The 16,487-nt window shown below is 54.0% G+C and carries 16 protein-coding genes; 4 read left to right on the top strand and 12 right to left on the bottom strand.

The window, feature by feature from the left end:
- Positions 1-10: 10 nt before the first annotated feature.
- From GFB57_RS04765 to GFB57_RS04750, 4 genes are all read right to left on the bottom strand, one after another.
- Positions 11-496 (bottom strand): PTS system mannose/fructose/N-acetylgalactosamine-transporter subunit IIB, encoded by a 486-nt coding sequence (locus GFB57_RS04765; RefSeq protein ID WP_003023959.1) that lies wholly within the window; start codon positions 494-496, stop codon positions 11-13.
- A gap of 12 nt (positions 497-508) precedes the next feature.
- On the bottom strand, positions 509-934 hold the full coding sequence (locus GFB57_RS04760) for a PTS sugar transporter subunit IIA (RefSeq protein WP_003023957.1): 426 nt from the start codon (positions 932-934) through the stop codon (positions 509-511).
- Positions 935-1,054: 120 nt separating this feature from the next.
- Positions 1,055-3,853 carry a transcriptional regulator DagR gene (gene dagR, locus GFB57_RS04755; RefSeq protein ID WP_003023954.1) on the bottom strand — a complete coding sequence of 933 codons (2,799 nt, stop codon included), beginning with the start codon at positions 3,851-3,853 and terminating at the stop codon, positions 1,055-1,057.
- Positions 3,854-3,943: 90 nt separating this feature from the next.
- Positions 3,944-4,360: a GNAT family N-acetyltransferase gene (locus tag GFB57_RS04750; protein ID WP_003023951.1), complete on the bottom strand. Its 417-nt coding sequence runs from the start codon at positions 4,358-4,360 to the stop codon at positions 3,944-3,946.
- 130 nt (positions 4,361-4,490) lie between these two features.
- On the opposite strand from GFB57_RS04750, the gene GFB57_RS04745 reads away from it, so the two are divergent.
- Positions 4,491-4,784, top strand: coding sequence for a YicS family protein (locus tag GFB57_RS04745; protein WP_008323809.1), 294 nt, complete (start codon positions 4,491-4,493; stop codon positions 4,782-4,784).
- Between the two features lie 94 nt (positions 4,785-4,878).
- Entirely contained in the window at positions 4,879-6,261 is a 1,383-nt protein-coding gene (locus GFB57_RS04740) for a glycoside hydrolase family 1 protein (protein WP_003023942.1), read from the top strand.
- Positions 6,262-6,307: 46 nt separating this feature from the next.
- On the opposite strand, the gene nepI is transcribed toward GFB57_RS04740, so the two are convergent.
- The gene (nepI, locus tag GFB57_RS04735) at positions 6,308-7,501 is read right to left on the bottom strand and encodes a purine ribonucleoside efflux pump NepI (protein ID WP_003023941.1); all 1,194 of its coding nucleotides are present in this window, start codon (positions 7,499-7,501) and stop codon (positions 6,308-6,310) included.
- 214 nt (positions 7,502-7,715) lie between these two features.
- Here nepI and GFB57_RS04730 point away from each other — a divergent pair, with 214 nt between their 5' ends.
- Positions 7,716-8,075 carry a type II toxin-antitoxin system RelE/ParE family toxin gene (locus GFB57_RS04730; RefSeq protein WP_003023938.1) on the top strand — a complete coding sequence of 120 codons (360 nt, stop codon included), beginning with the start codon at positions 7,716-7,718 and terminating at the stop codon, positions 8,073-8,075.
- Positions 8,059-8,382 (top strand): DNA-binding transcriptional regulator, encoded by a 324-nt coding sequence (locus tag GFB57_RS04725; RefSeq protein ID WP_003023937.1) that lies wholly within the window; start codon positions 8,059-8,061, stop codon positions 8,380-8,382. The genes GFB57_RS04730 and GFB57_RS04725 overlap by 17 nt, the downstream gene beginning before the upstream one ends.
- A 66-nt stretch (positions 8,383-8,448) precedes the next feature.
- On the opposite strand, the gene GFB57_RS04720 is transcribed toward GFB57_RS04725, so the two are convergent.
- The 7 genes from GFB57_RS04720 to fucP form a co-directional block, all read right to left on the bottom strand.
- Positions 8,449-8,901, bottom strand: coding sequence for a DUF1198 family protein (locus GFB57_RS04720; RefSeq protein WP_003023933.1), 453 nt, complete (start codon positions 8,899-8,901; stop codon positions 8,449-8,451).
- Positions 8,902-9,026: 125 nt separating this feature from the next.
- Positions 9,027-10,418: a hexose-6-phosphate:phosphate antiporter gene (gene uhpT, locus GFB57_RS04715; protein WP_003023929.1), complete on the bottom strand. Its 1,392-nt coding sequence runs from the start codon at positions 10,416-10,418 to the stop codon at positions 9,027-9,029.
- Between the two features lie 142 nt (positions 10,419-10,560).
- Positions 10,561-11,889, bottom strand: a complete 1,329-nt coding sequence (locus GFB57_RS04710; RefSeq protein WP_003023927.1) for an MFS transporter — start codon at positions 11,887-11,889, stop codon at positions 10,561-10,563.
- A gap of 9 nt (positions 11,890-11,898) precedes the next feature.
- On the bottom strand, positions 11,899-13,401 hold the full coding sequence (uhpB, locus tag GFB57_RS04705; protein ID WP_008323788.1) for a signal transduction histidine-protein kinase/phosphatase UhpB: 1,503 nt from the start codon (positions 13,399-13,401) through the stop codon (positions 11,899-11,901).
- Positions 13,398-13,991 (bottom strand): transcriptional regulator UhpA, encoded by a 594-nt coding sequence (gene uhpA / locus GFB57_RS04700; RefSeq protein WP_003023923.1) that lies wholly within the window; start codon positions 13,989-13,991, stop codon positions 13,398-13,400. The genes uhpB and uhpA overlap by 4 nt, the downstream gene beginning before the upstream one ends.
- A gap of 153 nt (positions 13,992-14,144) precedes the next feature.
- The gene (locus tag GFB57_RS04695) at positions 14,145-15,158 is read right to left on the bottom strand and encodes an aldose 1-epimerase family protein (RefSeq protein WP_008323784.1); all 1,014 of its coding nucleotides are present in this window, start codon (positions 15,156-15,158) and stop codon (positions 14,145-14,147) included.
- 11 nt (positions 15,159-15,169) lie between these two features.
- The gene (fucP, locus tag GFB57_RS04690) at positions 15,170-16,486 is read right to left on the bottom strand and encodes an L-fucose:H+ symporter permease (RefSeq protein WP_003023919.1); all 1,317 of its coding nucleotides are present in this window, start codon (positions 16,484-16,486) and stop codon (positions 15,170-15,172) included.
- Between the last annotated feature and the right edge of the window lies 1 nt (position 16,487).

The raw sequence follows: 16,487 nt of genomic DNA, 5'->3' as shown, positions 1-16,487 counted from the left end.
TATCAAAGAATTAGAATTTTTTCAGGATATCGTCCAGCGACTGAGGCTTATCTTCCGGGATAGTCTGGAAGAACACCTGAATCCCACGATTTTTCAGGTCGCTCAGAATGCCGACGTCTTTTTCATCCAGCGTAATGTTCTGGAATACCGCTTTGCGGTTTGGCCCACCGCCCAGCCCACCGACCTGAATGGTAGTGACGTCAAACCCCAACTGGACCGCTTCCTGAACCGCCGCCAGAGAAGGGAACAGCACCAGCACTTTGCCGTCACCAAGCTGGTTTTCTTTCCAGGCGGCCGCAAAACTTTGGTTACCAAAGCAATCCACTTTGATGTTTGGCGGCGCGGCCATCAGGTAGATGTTTTTCATAAACGGATCGGCATCCAGCTCATCGCTAACCACCGCAATCCGGTTGGCCTGAGATTGCCCAACCCATTTGGTCACCACTTGTCCATGAATCAGACGGCTATCGATACGACATAAGACGATGTTTGCCATAATGTTTATTCCTTATTGTGATTGTTGTAATTGACGCACGTGGGCGACAACGTCCAGGCAACTGCTACGCCCGGCGTCGACCAGTTCAGCCACGCAGGTGGTCAACTGGCCATGCTCGCGTTTGTCGAGCGCCTCCAGCAGCAAAGAGGCGTTGAGCCCGGAAATAACAGCCACCGGGTAATCGGCGCTCAGCCGTGCCGCCACGTTGGAGGTGGTGCCGCCAATAAAATCAGTCAGGATCAGTGAGCCTTCCGGCATGGTTTTCACTACGGCTTCAACGCGCTGATAAAACTCGCCGAGCGTATCAACGGGCATCAGCGCAATTTCCGTCACGCCTTTGATTTCACCCATCACCATGCGCAGGCTGTTGCAAAGCTGTTGCCCCCAGCCGCCATGGGTCAGCAGCAGGATCTGGGGCAAGGATTCAGTGGTAGTCAAAATGGCCTCCTGGCTCGATTACATAGACATAGGTAAACAGAGCAAAGGCTGTGCCAGAATTTGTGTCACGCGGGGAGGAGAGGAGCGCTGGCGAGGCAGAAAGCCGCGCCAGTAAAGGGATTAGCTATACAGCAGTTCGTAGATATAAAAATATTCCGCGTCCGATAAGCGAATGGCATAGGCCTCTTCGATCGGCAGGAAAGCGGATTTAATGACACTAAACGCGCGATTATCCAGATCCGGCTTGTTCTCCAGCGCCATCTGTAACGGTTTGCGGTTAATCACGATACGCTCGACCATACAGCAGCAGTGGATCAGGAAGCGCAGTGTCACCTGACGGCTCGGTTTGAGCGAAAGCGCGGTGGTCAGATGATTCAGCACGCCTTCCATCTCTTTGAGAATACGCTGCGGGTTGAGCACCGAAATATGGTTAATGATGCTCTCCATAGTCAACGCGCTGATAAAGCGCATCGCGCTGCGCTCCATCTCCAGACGGCGTTCGCTGCTGGAGAGATCTGGCGTCAGCAGGCTGAGTACCAGCTCGGGGCCTTGCTCAGAGAACAGCTCCTCGAGCGAGATAAACGGAATATCCGGCAGTCCTGGCTGGAAAGTGCCCACTATTCCCGCCAGGCGTTCACTGGCGTTAATCGCCTGCTGAACACGCTCCAGGCTGCGAACTTCGTTGTAATCGAGGATCACCATCCGCGTATCCTGCGACATCAACTCACCGAAGCTCTCCTCCAGCACCTTTTTGATTTTTTCTGCCGTTCCCATCCCGGTGATGCAGGAGATAACCAGCACTTTACCGCTGTTTTCCTGCTGCGGAGTACAGAGCTGACAGGGAATATTTTTGCTCTGCATCAACGCCGCCAGCTGCGGCAAGTCGCTGGTTTCGTAGCTTAAATCCAGCCCAATCTCCAGCAGGCTGGTGAGCGTGATATTGGGCATTAGCAGTACGTCTATCTGGAATAACTTACTGATCGTGCTGCCAAAATGGACCAGCGAGCCAATATCCACCATCAGGATCAATCGGCGATATTGCCGGGTCTGGATCATCTGTGTAAGGGCTTCCAGCGTGTCATGCACCGACTGCTCGAAAGGCATATCGATAGCGCTGAACACCTCGCGCTCCAGCACGCGATTCACGTACTGCGCCTGACTTGTGGCGGTCGTCGCACCGTGGGCAATCAAAATCACCCCGCAGTCCGGACTGGCGTCAATCCGTTGGCGGTAATGGCGACACTCTTTGAGGAACAGGCACAGCCAGACCACCTCCGTCGCCGGACACTGAATATGCAGCAGTTCATTGATTTTTCGGCATAACAGCGTAGCGTTTTCGTATTCATCTTTGCAGCGATCGAGGATCAGGCTGGAAGAATAAAGTTGCGGAATAAGGCCGCGCTGCACATAGCCAATCAGCGCCAGGAAGTGTTTGCGCAGCGGGTTAACCAGATTCTCCGGCAGCGTGAAACCGAGCACCTGTTCAACGCAGCCGATCAACAGCGTGACTCGCTCTTCAATCTGATCGCCATAGCGCGGAGGATGCGCCACGCTGTCGCGGCTGTAGAGACCATATTCAAATATCGAACTGAGCTTGTTTTTGAGGATTGCCAGCGTTTCGGCTGGCGGCACGTTGCTGTTACGCAGGTTGATATATTCGCGGGTCAGGAAGCTGTAGAAAAGATCGCTCTCTTCAATTTCGGCTCCGGTGGCCAGCGAATTTTTCAGCGCAGGCAGCGTGCGGGCATCGATGCTCAGGTGTTCTTTGCCTTCGAACAGCGCTCCAACCAACAGACGTTGTTCCGGCGTGGCGTTAAAGGGGATCTCGGTCAGACGTTTATCCAGCTGTAGCGTGTCGCTGTGCTCGGTCATCCCTGAGGCCCAGGCCTGGGCGCAGAGAAACTGAATGTCACTCTTAAGCTGACCAATGTTGCCTTCCAGCGGCTTGTTCAACAGCCAGAGCAGCAGGGTACGGTCGATGCTTATCGTACGCTCGATTTTGCGGCTCTCACGCTGTAAGAAGCCAACGATCAGTTCAACCTGCTCTTCCACCGAACGCTGGCGGATGCCGGGGAGATCGATACATACCTGAATACGTCGCTGGAAAGTGCGCAGCAACGCCGAAGTTACCGGTTCGGTGGTCGCACATATCAGGCGAACCGAGATTGACCGCACCACGGCGCTGGAACCCAGCGGCCGGTATTCGCCTTTGTCGAGAATAGAAAATAGCTTTTCCTGACCTTCATACGGCAGACGATGCACTTCGTCGAGCAGCAGATAGCCGCCGTCGGCTTGCTCGACCAGACCGGGTTTATTTTCATTTGCGCCGGTAAATGCCCCCTGTCGATGACCAAACAGGTGCGAAGAAAGCAACTCCGGGTTATGGGCGTATTCCGCGCAGTTAAAGTAAACCAGCGGCGGCGACGCTCCCACTGCGCGTTCGCAGGCGAAACGATGCATCAGTTCGGCAAAAAAGGTTTTGCCGACGCCGGAGGGACCGGTCAGCAGAACGTGCAGCCCGTGGGGATACAGCACCGCCGCGCGGCCTTTTTCCACCGCGTCGCGCAGGCTGCGATCGTAACCAATCAGGCCAGAAAAGGGATCGTCTGTCGCCTGGTTTTCCTGAACAGGCAACAGGTCGGCAACGGTTTGCACTTCACGCTCGGACTCATCCAGTTTGCGCCCCAGCAGCGTTTCAATCGCCTGACGATGCAGAAAGAATACCGGGCGTCCGCGGCTTTTAATCGCCAAGCCGTCGTTCCAGAGCTGATTGAGATCTTTACTGACCGAGTTGCGCGCCAGTCCGAGGTTAAAGCCGATAGCTTCTGCTGTGAACGCCGTTTCCTGCGCCAGATGGGCAAGATTCAGTCCTCGCGTCAGCCGTTCCAGCTCCCCCAGTATTATCTCAATCCGTCTCATCTCTTTACCGCTTAAGAAATAAATGATTGTTCAGAACATACACTATTCTGCTGCGCAAGAAAGTGAGGCGGCGTCCAGAGCTTCCGGTCATCAAAACGTTTTCGACAAATAATGCCGCGCGGAGCCGGTTTCCGGAAAGTTATCGAGGGTCATTTGCAGCTGATAGCCGTTTTTCTGATAAAACGGCAGCGCCTGGAAACTCATGGTATCCACCAGCGCATGCAGGCATCCTCTCTCACGCGCTGTCTGTTCGGCAGCCTGCATCAATTTTGTGCCGTAACCGCCTTTGCGCAGCGAATCATGCATCCACAGAAAATCAATACACAGCCATTCGCCTTTGATTTTGCCAATCAGCCCGCCCAGAATTTCATTGCTTTCATCGCGCCAGTACACCGCCAGGTCGCCAAAATTGGTGGTTCTCAGGAACTGGCGGTTGTAGGCGCGCAACCCGGCAAGCAGGGCATTTTGATCATCTTCAGTAATGGTATCTGTAATCTGTATTTGCATCCTATCCTCCTGAAAAACTACAACTTCTGGCTGATTATTTGTTTAGAAATTAACACAGGCTGATGAGTGAGGCGCATGCCGTCTACACTTACTCTTGAGATGATGCGCATCGACAACAAGGATTATTATCATGAAACGAGCCGCTTTACCGCTTATTGCCATTCTTTTCACGCTGTCGGGTTTAGCGCAGGCCGATTCGGCTTACGGCTCTCTACAGTCCGTTCATGAAAAAAATACTGTATTGAAGGACTTACGCAAGATTTGCACCCCACAGGGGTCGCCATCCGATGACGTGTGGGAAAAAACGATTATGTCTGATACACGTAATCAGCAGCATATCCGCGAGGCTATTCTGGCAATACAAAGAAATAACCAGAACAACTACTGGGAAGCACTTGGCAAAGTTGAATGCCCGGATTTATAAACATCTTGTTGTAAAATGAGCACTGTAACCGGTTTCTGTGTCGCAAAAACACGTATTGTTGCCAGAACGTATAAATAGCAATGGAGCAATAACAATGCGATACCGTTTTCCAGAAAACTTCTGGTGGGGCAGTGCCTGCTCGGCACTGCAAACCGAAGGGGATAGCCTGAACGGCGGCAAAAGCCAGACCACGTGGGACGTGTGGTTCGACCGCCAGCCAGGTCGTTTCCACCAGGGGGTTGGTCCAGCAAACACCTCAACCTTTTATCAGCACTGGAAACAGGATATCGCACTGCTCAAACAGTTGAAGCACAACAGCTTCCGTACGTCTCTGAGCTGGTCACGCCTGATCCCGGACGGTACCGGCGATGTTAATCCGGAAGCCGTCGATTTCTATAACAACGTCATCGACGAGCTGCTTTCGCAAGGCATTACACCGTTTATCACCCTGTTTCACTTCGACATGCCGATGGTGATGCAGGAGAAAGGCGGCTGGGAAAACCGTGAGGTGGTTGAGGCGTTTGGCCGCTACGCGCAGACCTGTTTTAACTTATTCGGTAACCGGGTTAAGCACTGGTTCACCTTTAACGAGCCGATTGTCCCGGTGGAAGGCGGCTATCTGTATGACTTCCATTACCCTAACGTGGTGGATTTCAAACGCGCGGCCACCGTGGCGTATCACACTGTACTGGCGCATTCCACAGCGGTACGGGCGTATCGCGCCGGAAACTACGGCGGTGAGATCGGTGTGATCCTAAATCTGACGCCCTCTTATCCACGCTCTCAGCACCCGGCGGATGTGAAGGCCGCGGACCATGCGGATCTGCTGTTTAACCGCAGCTTCCTTGACCCGGTACTAAAAGGGGAATATCCGGCGGATCTGGTCGAATTGCTGAAAGAGTACGATCAGCTACCAACCTGTCAGCCAGGCGACAGTCAGCTCATCGCCGAGGGGAAAATCGACCTGCTCGGTATCAATTATTATCAGCCGCGTCGCGTGAAATGTCGTGATACTGCGGTCAATCCAAATGCGCCGTTTATGCCGGAGTGGCTGTTTGATTATTACGAAATGCCGGGGCGTAAAATGAACCCTTACCGTGGCTGGGAAATTTATGAGCCTGGTATTTACGATATTATTACTAATCTTCGTGATAATTACGGCAACCCGCGCTGCTTTATTTCTGAAAACGGTATGGGTGTGGAAAATGAGCAGCGTTTCGTTGAGCATGACCAGATCAACGACAGCTACCGCATTGAATTTGTTTCTGAGCATCTTAAATGTCTACATAAAGGCATCAGCGAAGGTTGTAATTGTCTTGGCTACCATATGTGGACTTTTATTGATAACTGGTCCTGGCTCAACGGATATAAAAACCGCTACGGTTTTGTCCAGTTAGATTTAGACACGCAAAAACGTACGGTGAAAAAGAGCGGCGAATGGTTTGCCCATACTGCCGAAAACAATGGTTTTAATTAAAAATAACCAGGATGCCGGATAGCGATCCGGCATACCGAGCTTTAGTTTATTGCATATCCTTTATGCGAACTTTTGCGGCCACCAGAAGCGCCGTCAGCAGCATCAGACTACCGGAAATCACCAGGGGTGACAGCAATCCGAGAGTATCGAGCGCATAGCCTCCCACCGCAGCCCCACAGGTATTGGCAAGCTGGATCACGGCGACCTGCACCGATCCGGCTTTTTCTGCCTGATCGGCAAGCGAGCGCGTGATCCACGTCGACCAGCCGACCGGTACCAGCGCAAACAACAGTCCCCAGATAATCGCAATACCCGCCGCCACCACTTTGTCACTGCCCCACAGAATCAGGACCAGTGCACTGAGCGCCAGCACCAGTGGCGCACCGGCTAAAGCCAGTTTGACCGAACGCTTCAAAATCATCGACGAAAGCGACGTACCAACAAAGCTGGCAATACCGAAGCTCAGCAGCACCAGCGTCAGGCCATCAACGTCAAAGCCCGCCAGATTCATATAGATCGGGCGAATATAGGTAAAGAAGGCGAACTGCCCGGCAAAGGACATGAAGATGGCAATCATCCCGGCCATCACCCCCGGCCGCTGCAACAGGCTGAACATGTTTTGTTTCTGATGCGAAGGCTCGCCAGGCAGCGAAGGCAACGCTCTCACCACCCAAATTGTGCACAGCACGCCCATCACCGCCGCCGCATTAAACACATTACGCCAGCCAATAATGCCGCCTAAAAAGCTCCCCAGCGGCGCGGCAATCACCAGCGCGATGGAGACTGCGCCAAAAATAACCGACAGCGCTTTCGGCACCGTACGAGCTGGAACCAGACGCATGGTCAGCGACGCCGACATAGCCCAGAAGCCACCAAGCGCCAGACCGAGACAGGCGCGGCCAACGAGCAGCAGCGAAAAAGAGTTGGCAAAGGAAACCAGCAGGCAGGAGAGTGTTAGCAGCACCGAAAACAGGATCACCACATAGCGACGATCGGTCGCCTGAATAATTTGCGTCACAAACAGGCTGGCGAACATGGCGACAAATGCCGTCACGGTCACCGATTGCCCCGCCACACCTTCAGAAATCCCCAGATCCTGCGCCATCGGCGTTAACAGGCTAACGGGCAGAAACTCAACGGTTATCAGGCAGGCAACACAGAACGCCACGGCAAATACCGCCGACCAGTTAGGTCGGGAATTTGCCTCAGCGCGGGATTTTTGTTCAACAGCTTCACTCATTTTGTTACCTGCGTGGGGTTATTGTAGAAAAGTTACGCAGTGTAACATTAAATTTGTGACGTATTTAACGTTTCAGCAACTCTACCGTTTTGCATTGTCACTTGCGTAGAGGCTCGCACATTCCGAACGTGGCTGATTTTTCCCCTTTTTACAGCTAACTAAATGCATAGTATATCACCAGGTGCTATATTTATGGTTACAGGATGTCAACCCGATGCGAGTGTTCAAAACCAAATGGTTTACCAGGGAAGCGAAATCTCATGCGATTAATGACAATGAATTATGTAAAGCAATAGCCGCCACTCTTCAGGGAAGAGCAGACAATCTCGGCGGAGGAGTTTATAAAAAGCGGCTTAATCAAAATCGCGATCGCGCCATCATCCTTGCGAAAGGCGGAGAGCATTGGTTTTATACGTTCTTGTACGCCAAGCAGAACATAGCAAATATTAACAGTAGCGAGTTAAGCGGCTTTCGTGAACTGGCGAAGCATTATGCAAGCCTCGGTGATATGAAAATAGCAGCACTGATTCAGAGTAAAGAACTGGTAGAGGTCTGTCATGACAGCAAAGAATAAATTCAAAAGCCCTGCCTTTGAAGCCATCCATAGCGCAGCTTCTGGATTATTTAGCGTTGGTGCAATTCCACAGGAAACGATGCGCGATTTTGACAAAGCCAGTCTTAGTCACGTGGAAGATCTTCAACCGACTGAGATTAAAGCATTGCGTGAAAAGCTAAATGTAAGCCAACCCGTTTTTGCCCGTTATCTGAACACCAGCGTATCGACAGTGCAAAAATGGGAGAGCGGAGCTAAACGACCTGGTGGGATGTCATTAAAACTACTCAGCATCGTGCAAAAACATGGCCTGGACGTTCTGATGTAATTAGCCACTGCCAGATAGCGACACGTTTTGTCGACCTGAGAACCGTAACGCCATCAGGCATGACTATCAATGCAACCAATGCACGCCATCTTCGGGCTGGAAAAAGGCGTTATAGCGCATTTGAAACGCATTAAGCTCCTGCATGTCCGGCTCCATTTCGCGCAAAAAACCGAGCGCCAGACGCACCTGCGCGTCGGTAATCGGCGCGGCCAGTCGAGCTTTTTGCAGCCAACGGTGCCACTGCAGCAGATTCGGCTCACTGCCGTCGACAATCACGATTTGCCAGATCAACAGCACCTGGGCCGCATTTTGCAGATGTGATTCATCAGGGCGGTGGAGGTACTGTAAAAAAGCCTCACCCTGTACTTTTCCCATCTGATCGATCATCGATTCTACTGGCACGACATCAATGTTCAGTCGCTCGCTCAGACGGCGAATTGCCCGCCGCGACCCGGACGTTAGCACCCGAAATCCCACCACAAAAACAACCACCAGGGTGGCCAACATTATCCAAATCATGCGCACATCCATTACCAGACAGGATGTCCATCATAGCGGCAAATTTATCGCTGTCGATGGATGAACGCCACGGCATAAAAAAGCCCGCCATTAAGGCGGGCAAAAGTTACCAATGCACACTTAACTTAAGCGACTTTCAATTGTTGAATCTTTTTCTCGCGGCGAATTTTACGTTCTTCAAACACGGCCACGATGGCCATCAGACAGATACAACCGATGGCGGCGGTGTCCAGCGCGGCGAAGGTTCCTGCCCAGCCGGTGAGGCCGAAAATCGGCGTGCCGTCGGCAATCATCCCCAGACCAAGCTTGGCGAAGCTGTCACCAATCAGATAAGCAAAGGTGCCTTTAATCCCATCGGCTGCGCCGATCGCTTTTTTCGGTACAAATCCGACTGCCGCAACGCCGATTAACAGCTGCGGACCAAACACCAGGAAGCCCAGCGCAAACAGCGAAGCCAGATAAACGTACTGGTTGCTGGCGTGCTGATAAACGCCCAGGGTGGCGATAATCAACGCCAGCGCCACGCAGGCCACCAGCGCACGGCGGCCATTCGCCAGGTCAGAGAGCCAGCCCCACAGCAGCGTGCCGACCAGCGCGCCCACTTCAAACAGGGTAAAGCCCTGAATCGCCACTTCTTTGGAGAGCTTTAGCTCCTGGAAAGCGTAGACGGTGGACCACTGGTCAATACCGATACGCACTACGTACAGGAAGATGTTCGAGAAACATAACAGCCAGATCACTTTGTTTTTCAGCACGTACTCAACAAAGATCTGCCATTTCGTCATCTCGTTTTCTTCGGTCTCTTTGTCTTCTTCGCTGATCTCCTCACCGAACAACTCTTCAGCTTTACCAAGACCATAAGATTCCGGGGAGTCACTGCCGTAGCGCAGGCCGATAAAACCAACAATCAGCGCGATAATCGACGGGAAGATAAACATCCCGATGACGTGACCGTCGAACAGATAGTTAGCGCCAAACAGCGCCACGCCTGCCGCACCCGCACCGCCGAGGTTGTGGGAGATGTTCCACATACCGAGGTAAGAACCCCGCTTGCGACGCGGCGTCCATTTGGTGATGGTGGAATAGCTACACGAGCCGCCGGTACTCTGGAAGAAACCACTCAGCGCATAGAAGGCGATCATCAGAAACAGGCTGGTTGAACCCGCGCCCATGCTGGCGCTGAAGCCGAGCATACAGATGGCAGAGAGGATCAGCATAAACGGCAGGAACTGCTTGGTGTTTTTACCGTCCGCGTAGTAGGAAACCAGCGTTTTTCCCACGCCGTAGGTGATGGAGAAGCCCAGGCCAATCATCCCCAATTGCGTCATGCTCAGCCCGTAGGTGGAGATCATGTCGTTCTGCGCGATGTTGAAGTTTTTGCGGATCAGGTACATGGTCAGGTAGCCGATAAAGACCACCAGATAGGACTGCATGAACGGTTTGAACCACATTTTGCGCCGCACATCGAGCGGCAGATCCAGGGTCGGCTTGCGCACCTGGTTGAGAAAGGCCAGCATTTGACACTCCCGAGCTAATTTTTATACCTGCGAATAGCAGGCATTGTAAAAATCAGCCGGGAGACGTGCCTGAGACAGCGTCCAGGTGAAACCGGGAAAATTTCTTAGTTTTGCCCCACTCAGGGCAAAAAGGTGAGGTGCATCACGCTTCGTTGAGATCGCGCGGAGCCTGGGCGTTTAAAAACGGCAGCAGCAGCAGCGCGGAAATCCCCGCCGCAATGGCGATCACCACAAAAAACCCGGTCCAGTGCCAGACCTCCATCACCTTCGCCAGGGGCCAGCCGGAGAGCGATGCCCCCAGATAGGCAAACAGCCCAACAAAACCGGTTGCTGCACCTGCTGCCTCTTTGTGCGAACACTCCGCTGCCGCCATGCCGATCAGCATCTGCGGGCCGAAGACGAAGAATCCGGTGGTGAAAAAGCACGCTGCCTGCATCACGTAGCTGGCGAACGGCATCAGCCACAGCGAACCAACGGAGAGCAAAATTCCGGCGGCAAAAATCAGGTTCATTGGACCGCGGTTGCCGTTAAACAGCTTGTCCGAGCCCCACCCCGCCACCAGCGCACCGACAAATCCACCCAGTTCGAACATGGTCACGGCGGTATTGGCAGTCACCAGATCCACACCGAGCGTCTCAGACATGTACAGATTGCCCCAGTCATTAATCGCTGCACGGACCACGTACACCAGCACATAACACAGTGACAGCAGCCAGATATAAGGATTCAGCAGCACATAGCGGGTGAGGATCTCTTTGCGGCTCAGCCCTGCACCTTCCTGCTGCTGAGCAATTTCTAGCTCATCATGCCGCCAGTCGCCAATCGGCGGCAGACCAATCGCCTGCGGTCTGTCGCGCAGCCGCCAGCAGAGGAAAACCCCCACCACAATCGCCAGCAGCCCAGCGATCATCATCCCGGCGCGCCAGCCGTAGTGCAGCGCTGTCGCCGCCATCACGATAGGGATCAGCGCCCCGCCGACGTTGTGCGCGGTATTCCACAGCGCCCACCAGCCACCGCGCTCGGTACGCGAATACCACGCGGTCAATAAACGCGCGCAGACCGGCGACCCCCAGCCCTGGAAAAAGGCGTTCAGCGCCCACAGCACCGCAAAGGCCCACAGTGAGGTAGAGAATCCAAACAGAATGTTCACCACGCCGGTGGCGATCAGCCCGATTCCCATAAAATAGCGGGCGTTGGAGCGGTCGCTGACGATACCGGAAACAAACTTCGACAGGCCGTAGGTGATGTAAAACAGCGTCGCCAGTAGCCCAATATCGCTGCGGGTCAGCACGCCGCTGGTGAGGATATCCGGTACGGCGGCATTGAAGCTTTTGCGTGTGAAATAGAACAGCGCGTAGCCGAGCCAGATAGTGGTCAGGATATGCCGCCGCCAATAGCGATAGCGGGCATCCACTTCCTGCTTGTCGGTGATGAGCGGCGCATTGGCCGGGGCTTTTAAAAACGCAAACATGGCCGCTCCTTACACATAACGTTGAGGCAGTGACACGCTGACCCGCGTGCCGTGCGTACAGGAAATCGACAGCGATCCTCCGAGGGCGCTAATCCGTTCACGCATCCCGGTGAGGCCAAATCCATGCTGATTCGACCCCGGCGGCAGGCCGCTGCCATCGTCCTCAATCACCAGCATCAGCCGTTCATCCTGTTGCCAGCCCTGAAGCGTCACCGCGCTGGCGTTGGCGTGCTTAACGATGTTGTTCAGTCCTTCCTGACAGACGCGAAACAGTGTCACCCGCTGGCTTTCGCTGAGTGCAGATTCGTCAATTCGCCAGTCGAGATGGCTGACGATGCCGCGGCTTTCCAGCTCCATTTCGCGCATCAATGAGCGGATGGCCTGTTCCAGCGTGAGATCGTCCAACTGGCGTGGTCGCAGGCGGCCTAACAGGCGACGCACCGAATCGTACACGCCGAGAGAAAGTTGTTCGATGTGTGCCCCGCTACGCTTCACCCCTGCGTTTTCCGGCGCCAGGCGCTGGACAATACCCGCCTGGGTACGAATGGCGGTGATGGTTTGGCCGATATCATCATGCAGTTCGCGCGCTACGTCCCGACGCACGCTCTCTTCGGTCTCCAGCAGGCGTTCAGCCAGACGATGGTTGCGCGCTAATTCGTTTTGCAGCGACTGGTTAAGCTCACGCAGACGCTGAATGCCCGCGCCGAGCAGCAGCCCGGTCAGGCTTTGCACCAGCAGCGAGAGCAACAGGTCGACGGGATGATCGTGCCAGGTCTGGCTGGCAATCAGCGCGATGGCGTTCATCAGCGTCGCAATCAGCGCCCCCTGCCAGCCGTAGTGCCAGGCCAGCGCAATGATCGGCAACGCGAGGCAAAACGGTGTGAAGCGCGAAAGCTCGGCGGGTAAACCGAGCTGTAGCCACAGGCTGACGCTAAACAGCAGCAGGTACCAGACCAGATGCCGCCCGCGCCAGTTCACCGGCTGCGACACCACCGCAGGGCCCAGCGGCAGCCAGGTGGTGCTGGTCAGATAGTGCCAGAACACCAGGCAGATCGGCGCTAGCGTTAATCCGCCGGTGAGCGTCAGCAGCAACGCGTTCCATGCCTCTTCACCCTGCCCAAGCCAGGGCAGCGATTGCAGCAATGCCGCCGCCGTAAGCGCCGCGCCCTGCAACAGCAGCGTACGCCAGTCACGCTGGTGGCGGTATCGCGATATCAGCATCACCGGGAGTAACGTGAGGAAGCTGCCGATCATCAAAAGTGGCAAATGGGCCAGCACCACTTCCTGTACCAACCAGAAAAGAAGCAGCCATTCCGCGCCCAACAGCACCGGCCAGTAGTCACGTGGACATTGCAGCATCAGCCCCAGACGCAGGCCAAACGGAAACAGCAGTACCGCCAGCTCCGGGCGCTCAACCAGATGCAGGCTGATGCTCCACAGGCAAAACCACGCGGCAGAGAAGATAAAGAAGCAGGCAACAACGGTGATTAACCGGGAACAGAGCGTGTTCATTGCCAGCCGTCAAACATCCGGCGGGCCAGTTCGACGTCGTTGCTGACGCCCAGCTTTTCCATCAGGTTGGCGCGATGCACGTGCACCGTTTTCGGCGACAGACCCAGTTCAGCAGCAATCTCTTTGACCGCCATACCTTGTGCCAGTTTTTCCGCCACCTGACGTTCGCGTTTGGTGAGCGGATCCTGGCGACCAGCCGCCAGTTTGACGGCGATGTCCGGCGTCAGGTAACAGCCGCCGGTCGCAACGGTATGCACCGCTGCGATCAGCTCATCCGGGCTACAGCGTTTAGAAAGGAAACCACGCGCGCCCGCGTTGAGCGCCTGCTCCACCAGCGCCGGGCTGTCGTGGACGGAGAGCATGATAATCGCCATTCCTTTTGGCAACTGGCTTAACAGTTCAAGACCGGAGATATCTGGCATCGAGATATCACAGATACAGACCTGCACGCCGCGCCCCGGTAATCCCGCCAGCGCCTCACTGCCTGAGCCAAACTCAGCCACCACCTGCAAATCAGGTTCCAGCCCCAGCAGTTGGGCAAAGCCGGAGCGGACGATAAGGTGGTCGTCAATAAGGGCAACGGTAATCATGGATTCATCCTGGCGCTAAGACATGCCTGATGGCGCTGCGCTTATCAGGCCTACGGGCGGGTGCCGTTGTAGGCCGGATAAGGCATTAATACCGCCATCCAGCAAAAGCGCTTACCTTAACGATAAGCGCGTTGCTGTTCAAGCCTTGAGCGATCATGCTATGCCCGTTGTGACGGTAAATGTGCGGGTGTGTTTCGGTTCTATCTGAATCAACGTCCCGTTTCGCTCCGCTGCCAGGAAGCCTTCAGGGCGACAAGTCGCGGGTAGGGCGAAGGCTGCCACCTGCTGATCGCCGTTATAGAGGATCCAACGGGTGACATAATTCAGCTCCGCGCTGGAGAAACGCGTCACGAACGTGGTGCCATCAGGTGCGATCATGCTAAATTCAGGCTTATCTGTGTATCTATCCAGTTGGTCAGCGAAGAAAACGATTTCCGGATCGTAAAAATCGGGTTCATTAAGGCGCATCAGCGAAGTCTCACCCTGAATAATCCGCTGATTAAACGCCAGCCACTGCTCGGTAGGCTTAACATGTGCGGGTACCGATTCACGCAGCGTTATGGCTTCATCCGGGATATTCTGGCTGAAGGTCGCTTCCGGGACGTAGGCATAGTTCATATGGCACATGTACTGCAAAGGCATTGCCACTGAAGCGAGGTTAGTGACCGACATCTGAATATCAAACAGCGCGCTCGCCTTGCGCATGACCACCGCAGGATACGCCTGATAATGATGACCGAACCCCATCACATACTCGTAGCGTCCGCTCACGCGCAAATTCTCGCCTTCCAGCTCCAGCCAGGCCTCATCCATCGCAGCACAGGCCATTTCACCATGCAGCGGGTGAGAATCTTCCGGCGACGGGCAGCCATTAGCCAATAGCCCCGAGTGGAAAGCAAAGCAGCCGTAGGTCGCGACCACTTCTGCAGCCGGTTTTGGCTGACTGAACATGTTGCGCATGGTCAGATCATGCCCGTCAAACTGCGCATCCCAGATCATCTGCCCCATCCAGGGCAGAATAACCAGATGTCCACGACTGTTTTCTATCTTCAGCCCTTCCACACCGCTGGCATAACGAAACGCGGTAACCATGAAATCGCTATTTTTCAGTAAGATTCGCGGATGCTCTGCAAAGAGTTCCCGCCACAGCGTGATACGTGTTGTCATGATCGTTCTCCTCAGGAAACCGTCGCTTCAGCCAGATTGTTGCGTACTTTGCTTTCACGCCAGAAGTAGATACCGACGTACACGAAGCACAGCATGGAGACCAGGAACGAAAGTTGCAGCGAGTGGAACATATCAGCCACATAGCCCTGAATTGCCGGAACTACCGCAGCACCGACAATCGCCATGACAATGACAGCTCCCGCCATTTCAGTATGCTCGTTATCCACAGTATCCAGCGTACCGGCGTAGATTGTCGCCCAGCAGGGTCCAAACAGGACGCTCACCAGCACGGCGACGTACACGGCACTGAAGCTTGGCGCCAGCGCAACATAGACGAGGAACAGCGCGCCAATAATGGAGTATAGGATCAGCACTTTTTCCGGATTGAAGCGCGTCATCAATATGTTGGCGATAAACTTGCCGATAAAGAAGCAGGCAAAGCTATAGACCATGAAGGTTGAGGCGTCACGCTCGTTAATATCACCTAATTCCAGCGCCAGACGGATGGTGAATGACCATACCGCGACCTGCATCCCCACGTACAGGAACTGCGCCACAATTCCACGACGGAAACGGGCATTGCTGGCCAGATAACGCAGCGTGTCCATCGCTGACGGACGCTTATGACTCGCCGTTTGCGCGACTTTGCAGGTCGGGAAGCGGGTCAGCAGGAACAACACCATCACCACAACCAGTACCATAATCATGTACTTGTAAGGCTCAAGGGTATTTTCCAGCATCAACACTTTAAAGTTGTGGATCTGTTCCGCGTTCATCCCAGCCATCTGTTTTTCCAGACTCTCGCCTTCAGAGAAGACCAGATATTTGCCCAGCAGAATACCGGCAGCTGCGCCAATGGGGTAAAAGGTCTGGCTGATGTTCAGGCGTAAAGTGGCATACGCTTTTGGGCCAATCATGGAGCTGTAGGTATTAGCTGCCGTTTCCAGGAAGCTCAGGCCAATCGCAATCGCAAAAATTGCCGCGAGGAACATGGTGTAAGTGGCCATGTGCGATGCCGGGAAAAAGAGCGTACAGCCAACAATATAAAGCGTCAGTCCCATTAAGATGGCGATTTTATAGCTGGTCTTTTTAATCACCAATGATGCTGGAATCGCAATTAAAAAATAACCGCCATAAAAGGCACTCTGCACTAATGCCGAAGCAAAGTTGCTGAGTGAAAATACGCTTTTGAATTGCGTAATCAGAATATCATTTAATGCGGCTGCGCATCCCCATAATGGGAATAAACAGGATAACAAAATAAACTGGAACAGAGGCGTCTTATTCAGATAGCCGTCGGGCATCTGAATGATGTTTTTATCGTTCATA

This window comes from Citrobacter sp. S39, assembly GCF_009495675.1.
Classification (GTDB): Bacteria; Pseudomonadota; Gammaproteobacteria; order Enterobacterales; family Enterobacteriaceae; genus Citrobacter; species Citrobacter freundii.
Note: the sequence above shows the minus strand (reverse complement) of the source record. Positions and strands in the feature narration are given on the sequence as shown.

Coding starts and splice junctions, on each gene's coding strand:
- GFB57_RS04730 (WP_003023938.1), top strand. CDS start 7,716: ATGCGAGTGTTCAAAACCAAATGGTTTACCAGGGAAGCGAAATCTCAT.
- GFB57_RS04750 (WP_003023951.1), bottom strand. CDS start 4,360: ATGCAAATACAGATTACAGATACCATTACTGAAGATGATCAAAATGCC.
- GFB57_RS04720 (WP_003023933.1), bottom strand. CDS start 8,901: ATGATTTGGATAATGTTGGCCACCCTGGTGGTTGTTTTTGTGGTGGGA.
- dagR (WP_003023954.1), bottom strand. CDS start 3,853: ATGAGACGGATTGAGATAATACTGGGGGAGCTGGAACGGCTGACGCGA.
- GFB57_RS04765 (WP_003023959.1), bottom strand. CDS start 496: ATGGCAAACATCGTCTTATGTCGTATCGATAGCCGTCTGATTCATGGA.
- GFB57_RS04740 (WP_003023942.1), top strand. CDS start 4,879: ATGCGATACCGTTTTCCAGAAAACTTCTGGTGGGGCAGTGCCTGCTCG.
- GFB57_RS04745 (WP_008323809.1), top strand. CDS start 4,491: ATGAAACGAGCCGCTTTACCGCTTATTGCCATTCTTTTCACGCTGTCG.
- GFB57_RS04695 (WP_008323784.1), bottom strand. CDS start 15,158: ATGACAACACGTATCACGCTGTGGCGGGAACTCTTTGCAGAGCATCCG.
- uhpA (WP_003023923.1), bottom strand. CDS start 13,991: ATGATTACCGTTGCCCTTATTGACGACCACCTTATCGTCCGCTCCGGC.
- fucP (WP_003023919.1), bottom strand. CDS start 16,486: ATGAACGATAAAAACATCATTCAGATGCCCGACGGCTATCTGAATAAG.
- GFB57_RS04725 (WP_003023937.1), top strand. CDS start 8,059: ATGACAGCAAAGAATAAATTCAAAAGCCCTGCCTTTGAAGCCATCCAT.
- uhpT (WP_003023929.1), bottom strand. CDS start 10,418: ATGCTGGCCTTTCTCAACCAGGTGCGCAAGCCGACCCTGGATCTGCCG.
- uhpB (WP_008323788.1), bottom strand. CDS start 13,401: ATGAACACGCTCTGTTCCCGGTTAATCACCGTTGTTGCCTGCTTCTTT.
- GFB57_RS04710 (WP_003023927.1), bottom strand. CDS start 11,889: ATGTTTGCGTTTTTAAAAGCCCCGGCCAATGCGCCGCTCATCACCGAC.
- nepI (WP_003023941.1), bottom strand. CDS start 7,501: ATGAGTGAAGCTGTTGAACAAAAATCCCGCGCTGAGGCAAATTCCCGA.